This window comes from Amycolatopsis sp. NBRC 101858, from assembly GCF_030269325.1.
GTDB classification, from domain to species: Bacteria; Actinomycetota; Actinomycetes; order Mycobacteriales; family Pseudonocardiaceae; genus Amycolatopsis; species Amycolatopsis ponsaeliensis.
This window is the reverse complement of sequence record NZ_BSTD01000001.1, coordinates 2,469,779-2,492,871: the sequence shown is the minus strand read 5'-3', so window position 1 is coordinate 2,492,871 and position 23,093 is coordinate 2,469,779. Positions and strand designations below refer to the sequence as shown.

The following is a 23,093-nucleotide window of genomic DNA, read 5'->3' as shown; positions in this document are numbered from 1 at the left end:
GTCCGCTGGCATGCGGCAAGGACACCCCTGAGCGCGTCGCAGACGGACGAAATCGGTCCAAGCCGAGTCTTGACGTATCTCGGGAGGTCTGGATGCGTTCTCGGGGCATTCAACCGAGCATCACGCAACCCGGGTCAGCCGTACGTGTCACGCGGGCCGCGACCTGGCACGTGCCGGGGCCCTTTCCGCCAGCTCGGGGCCATCGGACCCTGGATCCGCATGCGCTTGACGACGCCGTTCCCGACCCCCGCCGCGATCTTGGCCAGCAGCTTTCCCTGCAGCAACCGGAGCTGGGTGGCCCACGCCGTGGAGCTGGCGCGGACGGTGAGTTCGCCGTCCTTGAGCGCGACCGGCTGCGCGTGCTCGGCGACGTCTTCGCCGACCAGCCGGGCCCACTGGGCGAAGACGCGGGCGGTCGTGACGCTCTCGTTCCAGCCGCGGTCGGTGATCATCCGCGAGACGAGCCGGCCGAGCGGCTGCGGGTCACGCGGGTCCGCACCCGGCCCCGACCAGCGCCGGCGCCGCGGGTTCTGGCCCCCGCCACCGCCGACGGCGCGCCGCCGGTACCCCGGCGAGGTGCCGCGTTCCTTGGCCTTCGCCTTGGCCGCTTCGAGCGCGGCGTGGGCGAGGTCCCGGCCGGTGGTCCCGTTCGGAGAAGCGTCGCCGTCACGCTCAGTGCCAGCGGGTGACTCGGTGGCCCCGCGTGGCGATTTTTGCCACCCATCTGGCCGCACGGTCACGGGCAGCGATAACTCATTCACCGTGTTATCCACACTGTCCACAGGTTTGTCCCCAGATCGGGTGCGATTTGTGTCGCCGATCACATCGGGTGTTCGATCGGGCCGCTCAGGCACGACTGACCTCACCATCCGCCACCACGAACCGGGACCCGGCGAGCTCCCCGGGCACGTCTTCGTCGACCGCAGCGGTCACCAGCACCTGTTCGGCGCTCGCGGCCACCTCGGCCAGCCGGGCCCGGCGCTTGCGGTCGAGCTCGGCGAACACGTCGTCGAGCAGCAGCACCGGCTCACCCGCCTCCGCACGCAGCAGCTCGTAGCTGCCGAGCCGGAGGGCGAGCGCGAACGACCACGACTCGCCGTGGCTCGCGTAGCCCTTGGCCGGCGCCTGGCCCAGGATCAGCTCCAGCTCGTCCCGGTGCGGGCCGACCAGGCTGATCCCGCGCTCGAGCTCGGCCTTCCGAGCTTCGCCGAGCGCCTTGAGTAAGACGTCCTTGAGGACTTCGGGTTGCGCCCGTTCGCCATCCGGTACGCCGTACGCCCCCGGCAGGGCCTCACCCAGCGAAGACTTGTACGAGATCTTCGCCGGCCGGGAGTCCGGCGCGACGCCCATGTACGCCGAAGCCGCGTACGGCCCGAGGTCCGCGACGAGGTTCAGGCGCGCCGCCAGCAGCTCCGCGCCCGCCACCGCGAGGTGGTCGTCCCAGACTTCCAGCGTCGACAGCGCGTACGGGTCTTCGCGGCCCGTACGCCGTTTCCCTGCCGTTTTGAGCAGGGCGTTGCGCTGCTTCAGCACCTTCTCGTAGTCGGCCCGGACCCCCGCGTACCGCGGCGCGCGCAGCACCAGGAGCTCGTCGAGGAACCGGCGTCGCTCACCCGGGTCACCCCGGACCAGCGCGAGGTCCTCCGGCGAGAACAGCACCGTGCGCAGGATCCCGAGCACGTCGCGCGGCCGGCCGACCGCGCCGCGGTTGACCCGGGCGCGGTTCGCGCGGCCGGCGGTGATCTCGAGCTCGACCGTCAGCTCGCGGTCGTCGTTGACCACCGCGACCCGCACCAGCGCGCGCTCGCAGCCGTGCCGGATCAGCGGCGCGTCCGTCGCGACGCGGTGCGAGCCCAGCGTCGCGACGTACCCGATCGCTTCGAGCAGGTTGGTCTTGCCGCGACCGTTCTGGCCGACCAGCACGGTCGGCCCCGGTTCGAGGGCGAGATCGGCCTGGGGCCAGGAGCGGAAGTCGGTGACCTGCAGGTGACGCAGATACACCAGGAACTCCTTACCCGCCGACCTTCTTCACGGCGTGCCCGCCGAACTGGTTGCGCAGTGCGGCGACCGCGCGCATCGCGGCCGAGTGCTCCTGGCGCGAAGCGAACCGGGCGAAGAGCGCGGCCGAGATGACCGGCGCCGGCACCGCGTTGTTGATCGCCTCTTCCAGCGTCCAGCGGCCTTCGCCGGAATCCTCGACGTAGCCCTCGAGGTCGTCCAGCTCCGGGTCCTCGTCGAGCGCGCGCACGAGCAGGTCGAGCAGCCACGACCGGACGACCGTGCCGCGCTGCCAGCCCTTGATCACCGCGGGCACGTCGTCGACGACCTTCGCGGCCTCGAGCAGCTCGAAGCCCTCGGCGAAGGCCTGCATCATGCCGTACTCGATGCCGTTGTGGATCATCTTCGCGTAGTGCCCGGCGCCGACGCTGCCCGCGTGCGAGAAGCCCTCCTCGCGCGGGCCTTCCGGGCGCAGCGCGTCGAAGATCGGCATCGCGCGCTCGACGTCCGCGGCCGTGCCGCCGACCATCAGGCCGTAGCCGTTGTCCTTGCCCCACACGCCACCGGACACGCCGCAGTCGACGTACCCGATCTTCTTCGCGGCGAGGAGCTCGGCGTTCAGCTTGTCGTCGGTGTACTTCGAGTTGCCGCCGTCGATGACCATGTCACCTTCGGAGAGCAGGTTGCCCAGCTCGGTGACGGTCTGCCGGGTCGGCTCGCCGGCCGGGACCATGATCCAGACGATCCGCGGGCCGTCCAGTTTGGACACCAGGTCTTCGAGCGACGTCGTGTCGGTGACGTCCGGGTTGCGGTCGTAGCCGACCACCTCGTGACCGGCCGCCCGCAGCCGCTCACGCATGTTGAAGCCCATCTTGCCCAGGCCGATCAGACCGAGCTGAACCATGAGATCCCCTTACGTGCTAACGAAATGTGCGGGTCAGCCGGGAAGGCGGACCGGCATCAGGAGGTAGAGGTAGCCGGGGACGACGTTGCCCTCGGGGTCGGCGGGCTTGATCAGCGCGGGCCGGTTCGGCGTGGTGAACGTCAGCTCCGCCCGGTCGCTGTGGAGCGCGCCGAGACCGTCGACGAGGTAACCCGGGTTGAACGCGATGGTCACCGGCTCACCTTCGTACTCGACCTGAAGCTCTTCTTCGGCGCTTCCCTCGTCGTCGCCGCCCGCGGACAACCGCAGCGTGTTGTCCCCGAACTCCAGTCGTACCTGAGTCCCCCGCTCCGCCACCAGTGAAACGCGCTTGATGCTCTCGGTGAGAGCGGACACGTCGATGACCGCGCGTGAAGTGTGCGACGCGGGCAGCAACTGGCGGTACGGCGGGAACTCCGCGTCGAGCAGGCGGGTCGTCGTGTAGCGCCCGGAACCGGACAGGCCGAGTAGGCCTTCGCCGCTGGCGAGCGCCAGGCGGATCGTGGCGCCGCTCGCGCCGAGCGTCTTGGCGGCTTCGGCGAGCGTGCGCGCCGGGACGAGCACCGCGGCGTCGGCCAGGCCCTCGGCCGGCTGCCAGGTGAACTCGCGCATGGCGAGCCGGAAGCGGTCGGTCGCGACGAGGGTCAGCGCGGTGCCGGAGATCTCGAGCCGCATGCCGGTGAGCATCGGCAGCGTGTCGTCCTTGCCCGCCGCGACGACGACCTGGGTGACGGCCTGGCCGAACGCATCGCCGGCGAGCTCGCCCGCGAAGGCGGGCTGGGCCGGCAGCTGCGGGTAGTCCTCGACCGGCATGGTCGGCAGGGAGAACCGCGCGGTGCCGCACGTGATGGTGGCGCGCGCGCCGTCGACGGAGATCTCGACCGGCTGCGCGGGCAGTGCCTTGGTGATGTCGGCCAGGAGACGCCCCGAGACCAGCAGGCGGCCGCCGTCGGCGATCGTCGCCGGGACGCCGACCGTGGCCGAAACCTCGTAGTCGAAGCCCGAGACCGTCAATGCGTCGGTTTCGCCGTCGGAACCGGCGTCGAGGAGCACACCGCCCAGCACCGGCACGGGAGGCCGGGAGGGGAGGCTTCTCGCCACCCACGCGACGGCGTCGGCGAGCCCGTCACGCTCGACGCGGATCTTCATGCGCGCATCCTTTCGACGACCGAGCCCCAGTCGGCTCGGGCCAGGCCTCGCTCTGGCAGGGCAGTGACCGGCTGCCCCCTCCGGCCGGTCCGCCCTCCGCGTTGAGCGGCCGGAGCACGGACCAGGTGCAGGCGTCCACGTTAGGCCGTCGCGGCGGCCCGCGTCACCTCGGGCTGCCCTTCGGTTTGTCGACATGACGACACGTTCTCGCGGCTGTCCCCAACTTCGTCCTCCGCCTGTTTTTATCTTTTTCTCTCTTAGAAGAGATCTAAAGGCAGTAGCAGTAGTAAGCGTTGTGGATTGTGTGGATGGAGCCCCTTTGCGCAGGTCGGAGCGGTCGCGGGCGTGTGGAGAACCGTGGTGGCAGTCCTGTGGGTAGATCGGGGCGTCCGTGGATGGTTTCGGGCGACCCCCGATTCGTCCACAGCCGGCCCCAGTTGTCCCCACGGTTGTCCCCAGGTGTGTGGCGATCCGTCCCCAGGGTCTGGGGGTGCGCGGAGGGGTCCGAACCCCTCTTCCGAGTGACCGGCCCGTCCTGTGCACACAATGTGGGCAACCTGTGGAATCAGCGTGGACAAGGGTGTGGATTCCCTGTGGATCACCTGTGGGCGGGGTGTGGACGGATTCCGTATCGTCGCTGATGGGAGATCCGTTGGCACTGTGGGCAATCCGCCCACACCATGGGGAAACTTCCTTGTGTACAAACAATTTTCGCGACTTTGCGAAGCGCGCGTACGCGGCTTCGCTGCTTCGCGCGCTTCAGACAGTCCAAAGACGACAAAGGGGCGTCCACAGTGCGTGGACGCCCCGAAGTCGTTGCGGGATAAGGGATGTGCTACTGGCGGGCGCGCTGCTTGATGCGCGACGTCAGCTCCTGCACCTGGTCGTAGATCCGCCGGCGCTCGGCCATCTCCTTGCGGATCTTCTTGTCCGCGTGCATGACCGTCGTGTGGTCGCGGCCGCCGAACGTCTGCCCGATCTTCGGGAGCGACATGTCGGTCAGCTCGCGGCAGAGGTACATCGCGATCTGGCGGGCCGTGGCGAGCGCCTTCGTCTTGCCGGGGCCGCAGAGGTCGTCGAGCGTGACGTCGAAGAACTCGGAGATGACGCCCATGATGGTCGGCGCGGTGATCTCCGGCGCGTGGGAGTCGGGGATCAGGTCCCGCAGGACGATCTCCGCCAGCCCGGCGTCGACCGGCTGCTGGTTCAGCGACGCGAACGCGGTGACGCGGATGAGCGCGCCTTCGAGCTCCCGGATGTTCGCCTCGACGCGCGAGGCGATGAACTCCAGGACGTCGCCCGGCACCGCGAGCCTGTCCTGCGCCGCCTTCTTGCGGAGGATCGCGATGCGCGTCTCGAGCTCGGGCGGCTGGATGTCGGTGATCAGGCCCCACTCGAACCGCGTCCGCAGCCGGTCTTCCAGCGTCTCGAGGCGCTTGGGCGGGCGGTCGGAGCTGACGACGATCTGCTTGTTCGCGTTGTGGAGGGTGTTGAAGGTGTGGAAGAACTCTTCCTGCGTCCCTTCCTTGCCCTCCAGGAACTGGATGTCGTCGACGAGCAGGATGTCGATGTCGCGGTAGCGCCGCTGGAACGCGACCTTGCGGTCGTCTCGCAGCGAGTTGATGAAGTCGTTCGTGAACTCTTCGGTCGAGACGTACCGCACGCGCATGCCGGGGAAGAGGCGTTGCGCGTAGTGGCCGACCGCGTGCAGCAGGTGCGTCTTGCCGAGCCCGGACTCACCCCAGATGAAAAGGGGGTTGTACGCGCGGGCCGGTGCTTCGGCGACGGCGACCGCGGCCGCGTGCGCGAAGCGGTTGGACGCGCCGATGACGAACGTGTCGAAGGTGTACTTCTCGTTCAGCTTCGTCTTCGACGTCTGCGGCTGCGCCGGCGCGGTGTAGGGCTGGCCGGCGATCGGCTGGCCGGAGAACGTCGGCCAGATCTCGTGGACGGCGGCGAGCGCTTCGCCCTCTTCGTCGACCTCTTCGTCCGTGTCGTCACCGTCGTCGGGCTTCGTCGCGAGGGACTGGTGCTGCGGCATCGGCGGCGCGGGCTCGGGGCGCGGCGGCGGCAGCATCGGGCCGGGACCGGGCCGCGGCGCGGGCGCCGGCTCCGGGCTGACCCCGTTTTCCACCCGGCCGGGTGACGGCACGTAGTGGGGCGCGGCGACCGGGGCGACGGCTTCGGTGCTGTCGACCTTCACCGCGAGCGAGATGGCGCGGCCGAGCCGCCGGGAAAGCGCGTCGGTGATCGCGCCGCGGAGCCCGCGTTCGATCGCTTCCTTCGCGAAGTCGCTGGGAGCCGCCAGCAGCGCGGTGCCGTCGAGCAGGCCGATCGGGCGGGTCACCCGCATCCAGGCGCGCTGCTGGGGGGACAACGTCCCGTCCGACAGTTCGCGCACCACCTGCTCCCAGATGACGCCCAGATTGTGCTGGTGCTCCGACACTGGTCCGGCTCCCCTCCCCTCGTCGGCGTGGACGGCCGACGCCCCTGGTCACGCGCCCGGCGCGCCTGCGCGGACCTGCGTATGCATCGGCACAGCGAATATCCACATAGTTGTCCACAGCTGTGCACTAATGTACGGCGACCCGCGGCGACGCCACCTGCGGGCTCGTCGTACGCCGGTGGGCACTCCACCACCCGGATACTCGTGCACCTCGACCGGTGACCCGAGAGAGGCACGCTAACAAGCCCCGCCCGCTGCCACAAGGCATCCTGGGTCGCAAGCATTTCACGGTGTACGGCGTGTTGCCATTCGGTGCCGCGGCGTCGATGATCTCGGCTTCGCGGCCCCGTCGCGGACCGTGGCCGAGGGGGTGCTTACCGGGCGCCCGACGGGGGTGCGTACCCTCGTAAGGTCTCCCGTATGCGACGGGTGCTATTCGCGTGCCCACGTTGTCGTCGCTCGTCGTGACGAGGCCACACGTTGGTAGGAGACACCAGAGACTGCCGTGCGCCCGCACGACACGCCAGGCGACGGGGATCCGTTCCCGCGTCCGACGCGACACACAGGAGAAGCAGTGAGCAAGGGTAAGCGCACCTTCCAGCCGAACAACCGCCGCCGCGCGAAGACCCACGGGTTCCGCCTGCGCATGCGGACCCGCGCCGGCCGGGCCATCCTGGCGGGCCGCCGTCGCAAGGGCCGCGCCGCGCTGTCCGCCTGATCCGGCTCGTCGGGGCGCGCCGTGCTGCCGGCTGCCGCACGTCTGCGGCGGAGTGAGGACTTCCGCGTGGTTCTCCGTCGGGGGTCCCGGGCAGGCAGGCGTCGCCTCGTCGTCCACGCACTGACCACGGACCCGTCCGAGGCCGCCGACGTCACGTCGGCGGCCAGGGCGGGTTTTGTGGTGAGCAAGGCCGTCGGGAACTCGGTGGTCCGCCACCGCGTCACCCGGCGGCTGCGTCATCTCGTTTCGGCCCGGCTCGGAACCCTTCCCGCCGGCAGCGCGTTGGTCGTACGGGCATTGCCGCCGTCCGCGACCGCGTCCAGCGCGGAGCTCGGAGCCGATCTCGACGCCGCACTGCGCCGTCTTGGACTGTCGCCGTCGCGCCGTCCGGCCGGGGATGCCCCGCGCCCGACGCGTCCCGCGGACGCGCTCCCCGACCACGGATCAGCGGTGTGACCGGCATGCGAGCCACCCCCGAGCACGATCACGACCACGACGTGGAGACCGCGCCCCCGCGGCCCGGTCCCGTCGCCTGGGTCCTGCTGCTCCCCATCAAGCTCTACCGCAAGGCGATCTCGCCCTTCTTCCCGCCGGCTTGCCGGTTCTACCCGAGCTGCAGCGCGTACGCAGTCGAAGCCCTCACCCGGCACGGCGCCGGCGGCGGCTCCTACCTCGCGCTGCGCCGGCTGCTGCGCTGCGGCCCGTGGACCCCGCCCGGCCGCGACCCGGTCCCCGAGAAGTTCTCGTGGCGCTACCGCAGACCTGAAACACCGATCGAGGAGTAGCAGCAGTGCTCGATTTCATCTACTACCCCGTGTCCTTCATCCTCTGGTGTTGGCACAAGGTCTTCGGGTTCGTCTTCGGTGAAGCGACGGCGATCTCCTGGATCCTCGGCATCATCTTCCTGACGTTCACGGTCCGCGGCATCATGTTCAAGCCGTTCGTGAACCAGGTCCGGTCGATGAAGAAGATGCAGGACTTCGCGCCGGAGATGAAGAAGGTCCAGAAGAAGTACGCGAACGACCGGCAGCGCCAAGCGCAGGAGATGCAGAAGCTCCAGCGCGAGCACGGCGTGAACCCGCTCGGCAGCTGCCTGCCGATGCTGCTGCAGATCCCGGTGTTCATCGGCCTGAACTGGGTCCTGCGCGCGTTCACGATCCAGCCGAAGGACGGCAGCCCCAAGACCGAGAACTACTTCTTCAACCAGCACGACGTCCAGTCGTACGTCAACGCGAAGCTGTTCGGCGTCAACATCGGCGAGGCGATCCACAACGGCGTCACCGCGATCGGCGGCTCGGGCGCGTCGGGCTGGCACTGGAACGTGCTCCCGGTGGCGCTGCCCCTGATGATCGTCGCGTCCATCGCCACGCACCTCACCGCGCGGCACTCGGTGGCCCGGCAGAACGCCGCGTCGGCCACCCCGCAGACCGCGATCATGAACAAGCTGACGATGTACGTGTTCCCGCTCGGTGTGCTCGTCTTCGGTGCGCTGTTCCCGCTCGGCCTCCTCTTCTACTGGCTGGCGAACAACGGCTGGACCCTGATGCAGCAGCGCCTCGTCTACACGAAGATCGACAAGGAAGAGGCGGCCCGCAAGGCGGAGGCCGCCGAGAAGCGCGCGTCGCTCGGCCCGAAGCCGGGGCAGAAGCCGGCCGCGCCGAAGGTCGGCCAGAAGCCGGTCCAGCAGAAGAAGAACCAGCCCGCGCAGGGCGGCTCGCAGAAGAAGGTCACGAAGGCGGGCTCGGCCCACGGCTTCGCGCAGACCGCTTCCGGCGCCACCGCCGCGGACACGCCGAAGACGGCTGACTCGGCCCCGGCTGAAACGAACGGCCAGAACGGCTCGAAGGACAACGGCACTGGGGTGCCGGGCCTTCTCAAAGACTCGACCAGGAAGTCGGGCCGGAAGCGCCGCTGAGGCGCGACCGGTTCGGAGAGGAGACGAATGATGTCGGAGACGATCGACACGATCGACGCCGATCAGGACGACGTGACCCCGGAGCCGGCCGCTTCCGAGGACGCGGCGGGCGAGCAGAAGGCGGGGGGTGACGACGTCCTCGTGCAGGAGGGCGACATCGCGGGCGACTACCTCGAGCGGCTGCTCGACCTGCTCGACTACGACGGCGACATCGACTTGGACGTCGAGGCGGGCCGCGCGATCGTGAGCATCGACGGCGGCGAGGACCTCGAGAAGCTCGTCGGCCCCCGCGGCACGGTGCTCGAGGCGCTGCAGGAGCTGACCCGGCTGGCGGTCCAGCAGGAGACGGGATCGCGGAGCCGGCTGATGCTGGACATCGCGGGCTGGCGCGCGGACCGCCGCGAGGAGCTGCGCGAGCTCGGCCGCTCGACGGCGGAGTCGGTCCTCCAGAGCGGCGAGCGGGTGCGGCTCCAGCCGATGAGCCCGTTCGAGCGCAAGGTGGTCCACGACGCGGTGGCGACGGTCGCGGGCGTCACGAGCGAGAGCGAGGGTGAGGACCCGAAGCGCCGTGTGGTGATCTTCCCGGAGTCCTGAGTTCTCGGTTTGCGAAGCGGCCCCACTTGACTCGGTCAGGTGGGGCCGCTTCTTTGTGTGCATGCGTCCGAAGCCCGGCGAGGTACTCCACTTCTCGGAGGACCCGACGATCACCCGCTTCGCCCCACACGTGGCCGCGACGGCCCAGCAGCCGGAGGCGTACGTGTGGGCGGTCGACGCGGAGCGGGCACCGGACTACTGGTTCCCGCGGCAGTGTCCCCGGGCGATGGCGTGGCCGGTCCCGGGGACAACGGAGGCGGACCGGTCGTGGCTCGGTGGGTCCCGGGTCCACGCGATCGAGTACGGCTGGCTCGCGGCTCTGCAATCGGTGCGGCTGTATGTGTACCGATTCGCGGCGTCGTCGTTCCGGCCGTTCGGTGAGCACGCGCACGCGATGGTGGCGACTGTGCCAGTCTCGCCGTTGGGGCCGCCGGAGCCGATCGGCGATCTGCTGGCGCTCCACGAAGAGGCGGGGATCGAGCTGCGGGTGCTGGCGAACTTGTGGGGGTTCGTCGACACGGCGTCGGCGAGCTCACTCGGCTTCAGCGGGATCCGGCTCCGGAACGCTCGGCCGCGGGTTGGTTGAGGGCGAATGCAGCTGGGCGCGGCTGAGCGAATTACAGCGGTGAGGTTTCACGTGGAACGCACCGGAGGAGGGCGGCCGGAGCGGACGTGGCTGCGGCGGTGGACGAACTACACCGATGATGTTTCACGTGGAACGGCCACCCCGCAGACGTGACCTCCGAGCGCGCTGTAGCGGCGTTGAGTGTTGGGGTACTCCAGGGGCAGTGGGGCTTGATGAACTTCTGCCGGATGCCGCGGTCAGCGAAGTAGGCGATCGCGCGGGCGAGCGAACCGGCGCAGGTCGAGTCTCTCTCGTCCAGGTGGATCTCGGAGTAGGCACGGCGAGAGTGGCCGTCGCCCAGGCGGTCTCGCTCGTGGCGGATCCTGGTGGTCTTGCTGACTCGGATCACCTGCCCGGCGATCGGGTCGGGCGCGGCCGGTCACAGGATCGGGTGACGGGTCAGGCATGAGAGCTCCAGTTGGCGTGTGTCCTAGACACCTGGGCTCGTCGTTTCACGTGGAACCGTCGCCCGGCGCGTCTGGGCGAGTGGAGTTGTCCACATCTGCGGTCTGTCGGCTCGTTTTCGACTCGACATCAGGGACAATCGAACGAGCGCCGTTTCACGTGAAACGCGCGGACGAGGAGTAGACGGAGTGAGCTTGGAGCAAGCCTCGGCAGTGCGGGCCGCGGCGGAGCGGGTGTTCGGTGAGCGCGTGGACCAAGCCGCTGGGTACGTCGAACTCCTGGAGCGTCACGGGGTCGAGCGTGGGCTGATCGGGCCGCGGGAGGTCGAGCGGCTGTGGGAGCGGCACGTTCTCAACTCGGCCGTCATCGGTGAGCAGATGCCGGAAGGTGCCCGCGTCGTCGATGTGGGGTCGGGGGCCGGGCTTCCGGGAGTACCGCTCGCGATCGCGCGGCCGGACCTCGATATCGTCTTGCTCGAACCGATGGCCCGCCGGGTGGACTGGCTGGCCGAGGTGGCCGAGAAGCTGGAACTCCCGATCACCATCGTCCGTGGACGCGCGGAGGAGCGGCCTGTGCGTGAGCAGCACGGTGGCGCCGACATCGTCACCGCTCGCGCGGTCGCCCCGCTCGCCCGGCTCGCGGACTGGTGCCTGCCGCTCGTTCGCTCCGACGGCTTCCTGGTCGCCCTCAAGGGCGCCAGCGCGGCGGACGAGATCGAGCGGGACGGCGCCGCCATCCGCAAGGCCGGCGGGGCCGACCCACTGATTGTCGAATGCGGTGCCGCAGTACTAGAGGTCCCCAGCACGGTCGTGAAGATCCGCCGCCTCCCGACGGCAGCCAAGCCGAAGGCGCGGAGCAGGAAGCGTTAACGGGCCGCGGTGTTCCACGTGAAACGACGCGACTCGACCACCGACCAGACGTCTATATGGAGGAGGTGTCGAGACCGGTGAATCCCCCGCCGTCCGACTCCACGGAGACCACGCCCGATGTGGGCTGGACCCCGATCGCCGAAGAAGCCGCCCGCGCCGCGCGTCTGCTGCACCCGGAGGAAGGGACGCTCCCGCGTCCCGGCCGTCGCCGGGTGATGACCGTCGCCAACCAGAAGGGCGGCGTCGGCAAGACCACCAGCACGGTCAACCTCGCCGCCGCGCTCGCCGTCCACGGGCTCAAGACGCTCGTCGTCGACCTCGACCCGCAGGGCAACGCGAGCACCGCGCTCGACGTCGACCACCGGTCCGGGACGCCGTCCATCTACGAAGTGCTCATCGGTGAGGTGACGCTCGCGGACGCCGCGCAGCCGACCGAGCAGTCCCCCAACCTCTTCTGCGTCCCCGCGACGATCGACCTCGCCGGCGCCGAGATCGAGCTCGTCTCGATGGCGTCCCGCGAGTCCCGGCTCAAGGAGGCCATCTCCTCGGAGATCCTCGACGAGATCGGCGTCGACTACGTCTTCATCGACTGCCCGCCCTCGCTCGGCCTCCTGACGGTCAACGCGATGGTCGCCGCGCAGGAGGTGCTCATCCCGATCCAGTGCGAGTACTACGCGCTCGAAGGACTCGGGCAGCTGCTGAGCAACATCGAGCTCGTGCAGCAGCACCTCAACCGCGAACTCCGCGTCTCGACGATCCTCCTCACCATGTACGACGGCCGGACCAAGCTGGCCGACCAGGTGACGAACGAGGTGCGGAACCACTTCGGCGACACGGTCCTCAAGACGGTCATCCCCCGCAGCGTGAAGGTGTCCGAGGCGCCCGGGTACGGCCAGACCGTCCTCGCTTACGATCCCGGTTCACGCGGTGCGATGAGCTACGTCGACGCGGCGAAGGAGATCGCCGAGCGTGGCGCACAGTTGGAGAAGGGTAGTTCCACATGACCGAACGCAGAGGAGGATTGGGGCGCGGCCTCGCCGCCCTCATCCCGACCGGCCCCACCGGGGGCGGTCCCCTGCCCGCCCCCGCCGACGCCACGGCGGCGGAGAAGAAGGCGGCCGAGGACAAGGGCTGGTTCGCCGCGAACGGTCAGGCGAAGACGCACGGCGGCGAGGTCGCCGGCGCGGTCTACCGCGAGATCCCGGTCAGCTCGATCAAGCCGAACCCAAAGCAGCCGCGGCAGGTCTTCGACGAGGACGCGCTCTCCGAACTCGAGCACTCGATCCGCGAGTTCGGGCTCATGCAGCCCATCGTCGTGCGCGAGCTCGGAGCCGACGAGTACGAGCTCGTCATGGGCGAGCGGCGGCTGCGCGCGTCGCAGCAGGCGGAGCTCGAAGCGATCCCGGCGATCGTCCGGCAGACCGCCGACGAGTCGATGCTTCGCGACGCGCTCCTGGAGAACATCCACCGCGTCCAGCTGAACCCGCTCGAAGAGGCGGCGGCGTACCAGCAGCTGCTCGACGAGTTCGCCGTCACGCACGAGGAGCTGGCGAGCCGGATCGGCCGCAGCCGGCCGGTCATCACCAACACGATCCGGCTCCTCAAGCTCCCCCTGCCGGTGCAGCGCCGGGTGGCCGCGGGCGTCCTGTCCGCCGGCCACGCCCGCGCGCTGCTGTCGCTGGAGGACGCCGACAGCCAGGAAGAGCTCGCCGCGCGCATCATCGCGGAGGGCATGTCGGTGCGGGCGACCGAGGAAGCCGTCACGCTCAAGAAGAGCGAGAAGCCGGCCAAGCCGAAGCCCGCGGCGCGCAAGCCGATCCAGGCGCCGGGGTTGCAGGAGCTCGCGAACCGCCTCTCGGACCGGTTCGACACCCGGGTGAAGGTCGACCTCGGCCGCCGCAAGGGCCGGATCACCCTCGAGTTCGGCTCGGTCGACGACCTCGAACGCATCGTCGCGATCATCGACGCGAATGGGGCGAATCAGACACCGAAAACCGATTAGGGATCACCCCAGGGTGTTTCGTCACGGTGATGATTGCTCGACGCAGTCGCGACGACCACATCCAGTGATGATCGTCAGCGACACGAAAAAGGCCGCCACGGAGGTTCCGAGGCGGCCTTTCGCGTGTGCGGAGTCAGCGAGAAATCGCGCGTCCGATCAGTTCGGCGAACACCGTGCCGAGCGACTTGCCCGCCGCCTCGATCGCCATCGGCACCGTCGACGTCTCGGTGAGACCCGGCGACGGGTTCACTTCCAGGAAGTGCACCGTGCCGTCCGCCGCGATGATCGCGTCGGTGCGCGAGATGTCCCGGAGCCCGAGGACGCGGTGCGCGGCGACGGCGAGTTCGGCCGCCGCCTTGGCCGCGGCGTCGTCGAGCCGGGCCGGGGTGAAGAAGTCGGTCAGACCGGCGGTGTAGCGGGCCGTGTAGTCGTACACGCCGCTCTCCGGGACGATCTCGACCGCGGGGAGCGCCTCGGGGCCGTTCTCGCCCTCGATGACCGTCACGGCCACCTCGACGCCGTCCACGAACCGCTCGGCGAGCACCGTGTCGCCGTACGCGAAGCAGCCGACCATCGCCGCCGGCAGCTCGGCCGCCTCGCGGACCACCTGGGTGCCGAGCGCCGAGCCGCCCTGGTCGGGCTTGAGGATCAGCGGCAGGCCGAGCTGCTCGACCATCGCGTCGAGCACTGCCTGGGCGCCGAGCTCGCGGAACGTGCTGTGCGGCAGCACCACCCAGCCCGGCGTCACGAACCCGGCGTTCTCGACGAGCGCCTTGGCCGTCGGCTTGTCCCACGCGCGGCGGCAGCCCTGGGAGCCGGTGCCGACGAACGGGACGTCCAGCATCTCCAGGACCGTCTGCACCGAGCCGTTCTCGCCCTCACCGCCGTGCAGGGCGACGACCACCGCGTCCGGCCGCTGGGTGCGCAGGCGCTCCAGCAACCCCGCGTCGGTGTCCCACTCCTCGATGCCGAGGCCTTCGGACTTCAGCGCCGCGGAGAGCCGCCGCCCGGACCTCAGCGAGACGTCGCGTTCGTGCGAAAGCCCGCCGGCGAGCACGGCAACGGTACGGTCGACCACCGTGGAAACTCCTTAGCTGGAATGAATTTCAGACCGTGTCCGGTGAGGGATTCTGCGGCCCCTGGATCTGGCGCGTGGCCACGTTACCGAAGGTGCGCGCGAGGTCCATTTCGGACTCCAGCACGGCGGCCAGCCGCCGCACGCCCTCTCGGATGCGCTCCGGCGTCGGGTAGCAGTAGGACAGCCGCATCTGGCGGCTGCCGAACCCGTCGGCGTAGAAGCCGGTCCCGGACGCGTACGCCACCCGTGCGGTCACCGCGCGCGGCAGCATCGCCTTCGTGTCGACGCCTTCCGGCACCGTCACCCAGACGTAGAAACCGCCGTCCGGCTTGGTCCAGGAGCAGCCCGCGGGCAGGTACTGGTCGAGCGCGGACAGCATCGCGTCGCGCCGCTCGCGGTAGTTCTCGCGGAACTTCTTGATCTGGCCCTTCCAGTCGTGCGTGGCCAGGTAGCGCGACACGATCATCTGGTTGAACGTCGGCGGGCACAGCGTCGCCGACTCCGCGGCCAGGACGAGCTTTTCGCGCACGGCGTGCGGCGCGAGCACCCAGCCGACGCGCAGACCCGACGCGAACGTCTTCGAGAACGAGCCGAGGTACACGACGTTCTCGGGATCCGTCGAGCGCAGCGCCGGGTACGTCTGCCCGTCGAAACCGAGCATCCCGTACGGGTTGTCTTCGACGACCAGGACGCCGTGCTCGCGGCAGATCTCCAGGATCTCCGCGCGGCGCTCCACGGCCAGCGTCACGCCGGCCGGGTTGTGGAAGTTCGGGATCGTGTAGAGGAACTTGACGCGCCGGCCGGCCTTCTCCGTCTGGACCAGCGCCTCGCGCAGCAGCTCCGGCACCAGGCCGTTCTCGTCCATCGCCACGTGCACGACCTGCGCCTGGTAGGCGGCGAACGAGCCCAGCGCGCCGACGTACGACGGGCCTTCGGCGATCACGACGTCACCCGGGTCGCAGAACAGCCGCGTGACCATGTCCAGGCCCATCTGGGAGCCGACGGTCACGACGACGTCGTCCGGGTGCGCCTTGATGCCCTCGAGGGCCATGATTTCGCAGATCTGCTCGCGCAGCACGGGGACGCCGTGCGCCGAGCCGTACTGCAGGGCGACGAGCCCGTCTTCGGCGATGATCTCCGCCACCTGCGCGGACAGCGTGTCGAGCGGGAGCGCGGCCAGGTTCGGCATGCCGCCGGCCAGCGAGACCACCTCGGGCCGGCTGGCCACCGCGAAGAGCGCCCGGATCTCGGAGGCGGTCATCCCGGCGGTACGCGCGGCGTACCGCTCGAGGTGCGGGTCGAGGTTCTGACGGCCGCTCTGCGGCTTGCTGGGGCGGTTCTCGGTCATCGACGATTCACCCGGGGCTCGGTGGACGGGGTCACTCTCGCGGGAGCTGATGGATCCCATCGAGTGTAACCGGGCACCCATCCAGGCCCCCTGACCTTTCGGTGCTTCTCACATCGGCCTATCCTCGACCATGGCTCCCGTGATCGTGCTGTTCTACCGCGCGGCTTGACGACCGGGCAGCCGTCGGGAGCGCAGGGGTCAGGGAGGTCGCGGGTGTCGCGTCGCGTCGTGGGCGTCACACTGGACAACCTGGAGCACCTGCCGAAGAGCTGCCGCAGGTGCGTCTACTGGGAGCTGGCCCCGCACCTGAAGAACCAGGCCGAGGAGTTCGGCGCCACCGAGGTCGAGAAGGAAGCCTGGGTCTCGAGCGTCCTGCTCGAGTGGGGTTCCTGCGGCCGCATCGTCTACAGCGACACGCTGCCAGTCGGGTTCGTGTTGTACGCCCCGCCGAACGCCGTCCCGCGCTCGCTGGCCTTCCCGACGTCCCCGCCGAGCGCGGACGCGGTCCTGCTGACGGCGTTCCAGGTGCTCCCGGAGTTCCGCGGCGGCGGCCTCGGCCGGATGCTCGTCCAAGCGGTCGCCAAGGACCTGACGAAACGCGGCGTGCGCGCGATCGAGGCGTTCGGCGACGCACGTCCCGACGAGACGGACCCGGACGGCGGCCACAGCTGCGTGCTGCCGGCGGCGTTCCTGCAGAGCGTCGGCTTCAAGACCGTCCGCCCGCACCAGAAGTGGCCGCGCCTGCGCCTGGAACTGCGCTCGGCGATCACCTGGAAGGAAGACGTCGAGGCGGCGCTGGAGCGGCTGCTCGGCCAGGTGACGATCACCACGGCCGAGCCCAGTCTCGGCCGCGCCTGAGCCGCATCTCCCACCCGGCCGCAAACGTTTGCGCCGGTGCTCCACCACACCCGAAACGACGGATTCCGTCGTGTGTGCACAACTGTGGAAGAAGTGCCGAGTTATCCACAGAGCGCTGATAGGAGCGGTGGACAAGCTGTGGAGAAGTGCCCGAAAACCTGGGGACGCACGGCGTGCGTCCCCAGGGGTGGTGGGGCAGGTGAAGGTGAGCCGCTAGGGGTTGTGGTCGGCCCTATTCGGCCTTGGCCAGCTCGTGCGCCAGGACGTCGGCGAACGTGAACGTTCCCGTCGGCTGGTCGCCTTCGCCGAGCAGGTACAGGCGCTTGACGGCGATCAGGATGCCCTCGGCGACGATGTCGCGGAAGGCCGGGTCACCGAGCTTGCGGGCGTCGTCCGGGTTCGTCAGGTAGCCGATCTCGACCCGGACCGCCGGGCAGCGGGTGCGGGTGAAGATGTCCCACGACTTGTAGTGCGTGCGGTTGTCCTGCAGGCCCGTGCGGGCCGCGACCTCGCGCTGGATGAAGCCGGCCAGCAGCTCGCCCACCGTGGACGTCGTGCCGTTGCCGTTGCCGAAGTGGAAGCTCGCGACACCCTGCGCGCGCGGCGAGGGGTTCTTGTCGCTGTGCAGCGAGAGGAACAGGTCGGCGCCCGCGTCGTTGGCGAACTGGGCGCGCTCCAGCTCCGTCGGGCTGTGGTTCGGGCCGCGGGAGATCAGCGCCTCCATGCCCGTGGCCTTCATCCGGCCTTCGAGCCGGCGGGCCAGGTCCCACGCGATGTCGGCCTCGCGCAGACCGCCGGCGACCACGCCGAGGTCGTCGCCGCCGTGGCCGGGGTCGATCACGATGCGCTTGCCGCGCAGGCGCGGACCGGCCTGGCGCACCTGCTCCTGCTCGCGCAGGAACACGGGGCGGCCACCCCGGGCCCGCGGCGAGGACAGCCGGTGCAGCTCACGGATGGTCGCGGGGCCGCACATGCCGTCCGGCGTCAGGCGCATGTCGCGCTGGAACGTCTTGAGCGCGCGCTCGGTCGCCGCGCCGAAGTAGCCGTCCGGGCGGCCGGCGTCGAAGCCGAGTTCGGTCAGCCGCTCCTGCAGCGTGAAGACGTCGTCGCCGTGCACCGGGGACGCGATCATGTAGGACAGCGGGCGGCTGCCCAGGTGGTAGCTGGCGCCCTTGAGCGCCTGGAAGGTCGCCGGACCCACGATGCCGTCGGTCATCAGCCCACGGCGCTGCTGGAAGGCACGGACGGCGTGCTCGACGGCGACGTCGAACGTGTCGTAGTCGTCGGTACCGGTGACCGGCGGGAGCAGGTCCATCCCGGCCAGGATGGACCTGATCTCGGCGACGTCCGGACCGGCGTCACCGCGGCGGAGTACCCGCATGCACTCCTCGCTCTTCCTAAGGCACCGATTCGGGGGCTCGGTGCGTGGTAAGAAAACCTTCGCTGGGACGGGCCCAGGTCCTCTATTGTGCCCTGCCAACTCTCGGTGACAGCGCAGGCCCGGTAGGTGCGTCAAGAGCCCGATCGTGCAGCACCCCCGGTGGCCCTCGTCACGCTCGATTCACCCACACGGGCGGGATTCCCCCGAACGACGGCGGACCCGGGTCCGCGGGAGGGTTCCCGCAGGCCCCGGGTCCGCCGGGCTTGTTCGGTTCAGAGGACGTCGGCGAGATCCGACAGCAGCGCGGCCTTCGGCTTGGCTCCCACGATCTGCTTCACCGGCTTGCCACCCTGGAACAGGATCAGCGTCGGGATGGACATCACCTGGTAGTCACGCGGCGTGTTCGGGTTCTCGTCGATGTCGATCTTGGCGATGGTCAGCTTCTCGCCGTTCTCGGCCGCGATCTCCTCGAGCACCGGGGCGACCATCTTGCACGGCCCGCACCAGGTGGCCCAGAAGTCGACCAGAACCGGCTTCTCGCTGGTCAGGACCTCGTCGACGAACGTCGCGTCGGTCACCTTCACGGTGTTGGACATGGTTTCTCCTTCAGGTTGGTCGAAAGCCGGAAAGTCAGTGGGTGCCCGCGCCGTAGCCGCCGCCGACCAGCTCGGCCGCCTCGTGGGCGTCCGACTCGCCGTGCTCCGCGAGCCATCGTTCCGCGTCGATCGCGGCGCTGCACCCGGAGCCGGCGGCGGTGATCGCCTGCCGGTAGGTGCGGTCCACCAGGTCGCCGGCCGCGAAGACGCCGTCGAGGTTCGTGTACGACGTCCGCCCCTGGGTGACGACGTAGCCGTCCTCGTCCAGGTCGACCTGGCCCTTCACGAGCTGGCTGCGCGGGTCGTGGCCGATCGCGACGAAGAAGCCCGACACGTCCAGCGTCGACTCCGAACCGTCCTTGGTGTCCTTCAGCTGCAGGCCCTCGACCTTGCCGTCGCCGACCACGCCGGTGATCTGCGAGTTCAGCTTCCACTTGATCTTCTCGTTCGCGCGGGCGCGTTCGAGCATGATCTTGGACGCGCGGAACTCGTCGCGGCGGTGGACGACCGTGACGGACTTCGCGAACTTCGTCAGGAAGGTCGCCTCCTCCATCGCCGAGTCGCCGCCGCCGGCGACCACGATGTCGTGGTCGCGGAAGAAGAAGCCGTCACAGGTCGCACAGGCCGAGACACCGCGACCGAGCAGCTCCTGCTCACCCGGCACGTTCAGGTACCGCGCCGCGGCACCCATCGCGAGGACGACCGCGCGGGCGGCGTAGCGCTTGCCGTTCGCGTTGACGTACTTGACGTCCCCGGTCAGCTCCAGCGACTCGACGTCCTCCGCGCGCAGCTCGGCGCCGAAGCGCTCGGCCTGCTTGCGCATCTCCTCCATCAGGTCCGGACCCATGATGCCGTCGCGGAACCCCGGGAAGTTCTCGACCTCGGTCGTCGTCATCAGCGCGCCGCCGAACTGCGTGCCCTCGAACACCAGCGGTTCCAGCTGGGCTCGTGCCGCGTAAACGGCAGCGGTGTATCCGGCAGGACCCGATCCGACGATGATCAGGTTCCTGATTTCTTCGGCAGCCACCCGTGACCTCCGCTCGTAGTGACCTGTACCAGGCTCAACACGATCGTAGGTGGCGGTGTTCCCGGGGTGACAGGCGCTACTTCTCCCCGACGACCTTGTCGAACAGGACAGCCGGATTACCCGGTCCGCAGTCCGCGCCGAAGGCCACGAGCCGGAACTGGGCGAGCTTGCCGGTGGTCAGGATGATCATGACGCCGGCCTTGCCGCCGACGTTCACCGGGCGGATGCCCTCCGGGCGCACCTTCGGGTCGAGCCCGGCGGCCGCGATGCAGGCGTCCAGCTTGTCCTCGGTCTGCAGCGGGCCGAAGTCGCGGACGCCGACCGCCTTGCCGATCAGGGCCTGGGCGCCGCTGCCGTCGTTGCCGACCGACGGACCGGACGGCGGCGGGGCCGCGACGTTCGGGGTGCCGGCCTGCTGTGACGTGCCGGGGATCGCGATCGTCACGGCGACGACCGCCGCCGCGGCCGCGGTCAGGATGCCGGCGGCCCAGCCGAGCCGCTTGTTCCGGCGCTGCCGGGCCGCCGCGAGGTCCACCACCTGGGCGTCCCCGGACCCGGCCTGCTCCGGTGCTGTGCGCGGCGCCGGAAACTTGGCGGCTGCTTCGGCGGCCAACGCCGCGTCGAGCCGAGCCGCGAACTCCGCGGGCATCGGCGGAGCGGGCGCGTCGGCGAGCGAAGCCAGATCGGACTGCGTCGCGTCGAGTGCGTCGAGGATCGCGCGGGCTTCGGGGTCGGCGTCGACCAGCGGCCACAGCTCCGCCGCCTGAGCGTCGTCCAGGACACCGGCGTGGAGATCGGCGAGCACGTCGACAGACCAGGGCGGACCGACGGTCCCCCCGATCCCCCGGCTTTCGTCCGTCATCGTCCCTCCCCGCTACCCGGCTGGCGCCCGGCCCGTTTGCTTTCGTGAGTTGGGACGTTCGCAATCGCATCGGGGTTCCGCAGGTGTCCGAGAACCTTCGCGAGTTTTCCGCGGCCCCGGGCGCACCGGCTCTTCACGGTGCCTTCCGCGATACCCAGCATCTTCGCCGTCTCCGCGACCGAGTAGCCCTCGACGTCGACGAGCACGATCGGCGCGCGCTGGTCCTCGGGCAGCTGGTCCAGCGCCTCGCGGACGAGCAGGCTGGTCTCGCGCTCGGCCATCGAGTCACGCGGGGTGGCGGGCTCGTTGAAGCCGGTTTCCGGCAGCGGCACGGTCGGGCGCGCCTGGCGGCGGCGGATCCGGTCGAGGCAGGCGTTCACCACGATCCGGTGCAGCCACGTCGTGACCTGCGACTCCGCGCGGAACTTGTCGGCGGCGCGGAAGGCCGAGATGAACGCGTCCTGCAACGCGTCGGCGGCCTCTTCCGGATCGCGGACCGTGCGCAGGGCGACCGCCCACATGCGGTCGCGATGTCGCTGGACGAGTTCGCTGAACGCATGAGGGTCCCCCGCGGCGTGAGCCGCTATCAGATCCGCATCCGTGGGAGCTGCAGCTGTCACCCGCAAGAGCCTACTGACCCTGTCGGGTGCGTCACCCCGCAGGCAGGAACGCCAGGTCGGCGATCTCCGTCTGGAACTTCCCGTCGTCGCCACCCAGAGCGGTGATCCAGACGATGAAGTACTCACCCTGCGTCGGCTGGGCCAGCGGGATCGTCGTGTCGCCGTCCTTCAGGTCGCCGTTGCCGACCACCTTCGTGTCGGCGAAGTCCGGGTTCTTCTCGGTCGCCGAGCGGATCTCGACCTTGGTGCCCGCGGTGCCGCCGATGACCTGCACCTGGCTGAGGGTGATCGGGTCCTTGAAGGTGACGACCAGCCCGACGCCCGGCTTGATGACGGGGAACTGCTGCTTGTACTGCTCGGTGCGCCACTGCGTCTCGGGCTTGCCGTCCGTCGCGTACTTCGCCCGCGCGGTGTTGTCGCCCTTGCCCTCGGGGTTGTAGACGGCGACGGCCTGCGGCTTCACCGCGGCACCCACGGCCGGCGACGGCGGCGGGGCCGGCTGGCTCGACGCGGGCGGCTGCCCGGCCGGCTGGCTCGACGCCGGGGGCGCGGCGACGTTGATCGTCGGCCCGCTCGCCTTCGAGTCGCCCTGGAAGACGTTGATCAGCATCAGCCCGCCCCAGGCGAGGATGACGACGGTCGCGACCACCAGGACGGTGACGCCGAGCGCGAGCTTGCGCCGCCGAGCGACGTCCTTGACCGGCTTCTTCGTCGTCCAGACCGTGCCTTCGCCCTCGGCGGCGTCCCCGCCGACGGCCTTGATCAGCTGGGTGCGCTCCTCTTCCTCGGCCACCTGGTCGAGCATCCGGAGGATGGCCGCGCTGGTGCGGATGCCGCCGTTGCCGCCGTCCTCGATCGTCCGGACGGCCAGCGACGACAGGTCGGCGGGCACCGTGGGGATGAGCTGCCGCGGCGGGACGATCCGCCCCTGCGGCGTGGTCGGGGCCGGCTGGATCGCGGGCGGGCCGCCGGGCAGCGCCCAGCGTCCGGTCAGGAGCAGGTAGAGGACCGCGCCGAGCGCCTTGACGTCGTCGCGCAGCGTCGCCTCCGGCAGCGGGCCGGGGAACGCGAGCTTCAGCGCGCCGCTCGGCGTCAGCCGCAGCCGCTGGGGGTGGTCGAGCCCGAGGACGAGCCCGTTCTGGTGAGCCTGTTCGACGGCTTCGGCCAGCGCCTGCACCATCCGCGCGGCCGCGGCGGGGGCCACCGGCCGCTGCGCGACGAGGTCCACCAGGTCGCTGCCCTTGGTCCACTCCGCGACGACGACGCCGAGCAGGCCTTCGCTGGAGGTGATACCGCTGCCGAGGGCGAGCACGTCGAGCACGCGGGCGACGCCGCCGTGGCCGAACTTCGACGCGTGCGTCGCGCGTTCGAGGGTGCGCCGCGCGAGCCGCGCGGCTTCCGGGTCGGCCGGGTCGCCGACCAGCAGGGTCAGCGCGACGTCCCGCTTCAGCTGCCCGTCGCGGGCACGCCAAAGGTGCGCGTCACCCCGCTCGTCCACGCCGAACTGCGCGAGGAGGCGGTAGCGGCCGTCGCCGACCACGCGCCCGGGGGCCAGCGATCCGACCTGGGCCTTGCCCACGTGGTTCGCACCCCCCGCCTGTTCGCTCCGCCTCGTGTCCACCCGCACTCTCCCGTTAGCTCCCCGCCTCAAGGTTACCCAGAATACGACGCGGGAGTCGT

General features: G+C 70.0%; 23 protein-coding genes and 1 pseudogene. 10 read left to right on the top strand and 14 right to left on the bottom strand.

Annotated features, from left to right (window positions below; translation table 11 throughout):
• Window positions 1-134 precede the first annotated feature (134 nt).
• The 5 genes from QSK39_RS12090 to dnaA form a co-directional block, all read right to left on the bottom strand.
• Entirely contained in the window at window positions 135-761 is a 627-nt protein-coding gene (locus QSK39_RS12090) for a DciA family protein (protein ID WP_502873263.1), read from the bottom strand.
• Between the two features lie 85 nt (window positions 762-846).
• On the bottom strand, window positions 847-2,001 hold the full coding sequence (gene recF, locus QSK39_RS12085) for a DNA replication/repair protein RecF (RefSeq protein WP_285477689.1): 1,155 nt from the start codon (window positions 1,999-2,001) through the stop codon (window positions 847-849).
• Window positions 2,002-2,011: 10 nt separating this feature from the next.
• The gene (gnd, locus tag QSK39_RS12080) at window positions 2,012-2,902 is read right to left on the bottom strand and encodes a phosphogluconate dehydrogenase (NAD(+)-dependent, decarboxylating) (protein ID WP_285477688.1); all 891 of its coding nucleotides are present in this window, start codon (window positions 2,900-2,902) and stop codon (window positions 2,012-2,014) included.
• A gap of 33 nt (window positions 2,903-2,935) precedes the next feature.
• Window positions 2,936-4,069, bottom strand: coding sequence for a DNA polymerase III subunit beta (gene dnaN / locus QSK39_RS12075; RefSeq protein ID WP_285477687.1), 1,134 nt, complete (start codon window positions 4,067-4,069; stop codon window positions 2,936-2,938).
• Between the two features lie 835 nt (window positions 4,070-4,904).
• Window positions 4,905-6,515, bottom strand: a complete 1,611-nt coding sequence (dnaA, locus tag QSK39_RS12070; RefSeq protein ID WP_285477686.1) for a chromosomal replication initiator protein DnaA — start codon at window positions 6,513-6,515, stop codon at window positions 4,905-4,907.
• Between the two features lie 574 nt (window positions 6,516-7,089).
• On the opposite strand from dnaA, the gene rpmH reads away from it, so the two are divergent.
• From rpmH to QSK39_RS12040, 6 genes are all read left to right on the top strand, one after another.
• The gene (gene rpmH, locus QSK39_RS12065; RefSeq protein ID WP_003082934.1) at window positions 7,090-7,233 is read left to right on the top strand and encodes a 50S ribosomal protein L34; all 144 of its coding nucleotides are present in this window, start codon (window positions 7,090-7,092) and stop codon (window positions 7,231-7,233) included.
• Window positions 7,234-7,254: 21 nt separating this feature from the next.
• On the top strand, window positions 7,255-7,689 hold the full coding sequence (rnpA, locus tag QSK39_RS12060) for a ribonuclease P protein component (RefSeq protein WP_285477685.1): 435 nt from the start codon (window positions 7,255-7,257) through the stop codon (window positions 7,687-7,689).
• A gap of 5 nt (window positions 7,690-7,694) precedes the next feature.
• Window positions 7,695-8,018 carry a membrane protein insertion efficiency factor YidD gene (gene yidD, locus QSK39_RS12055; RefSeq protein ID WP_284743433.1) on the top strand — a complete coding sequence of 108 codons (324 nt, stop codon included), beginning with the start codon at window positions 7,695-7,697 and terminating at the stop codon, window positions 8,016-8,018.
• A gap of 5 nt (window positions 8,019-8,023) precedes the next feature.
• Complete coding sequence (yidC, locus tag QSK39_RS12050; protein ID WP_285477684.1) at window positions 8,024-9,148, top strand: membrane protein insertase YidC; 1,125 nt, start codon at window positions 8,024-8,026, stop codon at window positions 9,146-9,148.
• Between the two features lie 30 nt (window positions 9,149-9,178).
• Entirely contained in the window at window positions 9,179-9,742 is a 564-nt protein-coding gene (locus QSK39_RS12045) for a Jag family protein (RefSeq protein ID WP_285477683.1), read from the top strand.
• Between the two features lie 61 nt (window positions 9,743-9,803).
• Window positions 9,804-10,328 (top strand): DUF6886 family protein, encoded by a 525-nt coding sequence (locus QSK39_RS12040; RefSeq protein WP_285477682.1) that lies wholly within the window; start codon window positions 9,804-9,806, stop codon window positions 10,326-10,328.
• 107 nt (window positions 10,329-10,435) lie between these two features.
• Here QSK39_RS12040 and QSK39_RS53255 read toward each other — a convergent pair.
• Window positions 10,436-10,668, bottom strand: a pseudogene (locus QSK39_RS53255) (hypothetical protein); the annotation flags it as partial.
• Between the two features lie 292 nt (window positions 10,669-10,960).
• Between QSK39_RS53255 and rsmG the strand changes: the two are divergent.
• From rsmG to QSK39_RS12020, 3 genes are all read left to right on the top strand, one after another.
• On the top strand, window positions 10,961-11,641 hold the full coding sequence (gene rsmG, locus QSK39_RS12030; protein ID WP_285477681.1) for a 16S rRNA (guanine(527)-N(7))-methyltransferase RsmG: 681 nt from the start codon (window positions 10,961-10,963) through the stop codon (window positions 11,639-11,641).
• A 77-nt stretch (window positions 11,642-11,718) separates the two neighbouring features.
• Window positions 11,719-12,645: a ParA family protein gene (locus QSK39_RS12025; protein WP_502873262.1), complete on the top strand. Its 927-nt coding sequence runs from the start codon at window positions 11,719-11,721 to the stop codon at window positions 12,643-12,645.
• Window positions 12,642-13,643, top strand: coding sequence for a ParB/RepB/Spo0J family partition protein (locus tag QSK39_RS12020; protein ID WP_285477679.1), 1,002 nt, complete (start codon window positions 12,642-12,644; stop codon window positions 13,641-13,643). Before QSK39_RS12025 ends, QSK39_RS12020 begins: the two co-directional genes overlap by 4 nt.
• 133 nt (window positions 13,644-13,776) lie before the next feature.
• Here the strand turns inward: QSK39_RS12020 and QSK39_RS12015 are convergent, their stop codons facing one another.
• Both QSK39_RS12015 and QSK39_RS12010 read right to left on the bottom strand, forming a co-directional pair.
• A complete protein-coding gene (locus tag QSK39_RS12015) occupies window positions 13,777-14,721 on the bottom strand; it encodes a D-alanine--D-alanine ligase family protein (RefSeq protein ID WP_285477678.1) in 945 nt (314 codons plus the stop codon).
• Window positions 14,722-14,749: 28 nt separating this feature from the next.
• Window positions 14,750-16,069 carry an aminotransferase-like domain-containing protein gene (locus tag QSK39_RS12010; RefSeq protein ID WP_285477677.1) on the bottom strand — a complete coding sequence of 440 codons (1,320 nt, stop codon included), beginning with the start codon at window positions 16,067-16,069 and terminating at the stop codon, window positions 14,750-14,752.
• A gap of 213 nt (window positions 16,070-16,282) precedes the next feature.
• Between QSK39_RS12010 and QSK39_RS12005 the strand changes: the two genes are divergently transcribed.
• Entirely contained in the window at window positions 16,283-16,927 is a 645-nt protein-coding gene (locus tag QSK39_RS12005; protein ID WP_285477676.1) for a GNAT family N-acetyltransferase, read from the top strand.
• A 232-nt stretch (window positions 16,928-17,159) separates the two neighbouring features.
• Here the strand turns inward: QSK39_RS12005 and QSK39_RS12000 are convergent, their stop codons facing one another.
• From QSK39_RS12000 to QSK39_RS11975, 6 genes are all read right to left on the bottom strand, one after another.
• Entirely contained in the window at window positions 17,160-18,308 is a 1,149-nt protein-coding gene (locus QSK39_RS12000) for an N-acetylmuramoyl-L-alanine amidase (protein WP_285477675.1), read from the bottom strand.
• 272 nt (window positions 18,309-18,580) lie between these two features.
• Window positions 18,581-18,904 carry a thioredoxin gene (trxA, locus tag QSK39_RS11995; RefSeq protein ID WP_020642536.1) on the bottom strand — a complete coding sequence of 108 codons (324 nt, stop codon included), beginning with the start codon at window positions 18,902-18,904 and terminating at the stop codon, window positions 18,581-18,583.
• Between the two features lie 34 nt (window positions 18,905-18,938).
• Window positions 18,939-19,931: a thioredoxin-disulfide reductase gene (gene trxB / locus QSK39_RS11990; protein WP_285477674.1), complete on the bottom strand. Its 993-nt coding sequence runs from the start codon at window positions 19,929-19,931 to the stop codon at window positions 18,939-18,941.
• 76 nt (window positions 19,932-20,007) lie between these two features.
• Window positions 20,008-20,793 carry an RsmA family anti-sigma factor gene (locus QSK39_RS11985; RefSeq protein WP_285477673.1) on the bottom strand — a complete coding sequence of 262 codons (786 nt, stop codon included), beginning with the start codon at window positions 20,791-20,793 and terminating at the stop codon, window positions 20,008-20,010.
• Complete coding sequence (gene sigM / locus QSK39_RS11980) at window positions 20,790-21,413, bottom strand: RNA polymerase sigma factor SigM (RefSeq protein ID WP_086679039.1); 624 nt, start codon at window positions 21,411-21,413, stop codon at window positions 20,790-20,792. The genes QSK39_RS11985 and sigM overlap by 4 nt, the downstream gene beginning before the upstream one ends.
• A gap of 31 nt (window positions 21,414-21,444) precedes the next feature.
• Entirely contained in the window at window positions 21,445-23,034 is a 1,590-nt protein-coding gene (locus QSK39_RS11975) for a protein kinase family protein (RefSeq protein WP_502873261.1), read from the bottom strand.
• Between the last annotated feature and the right edge of the window lie 59 nt (window positions 23,035-23,093).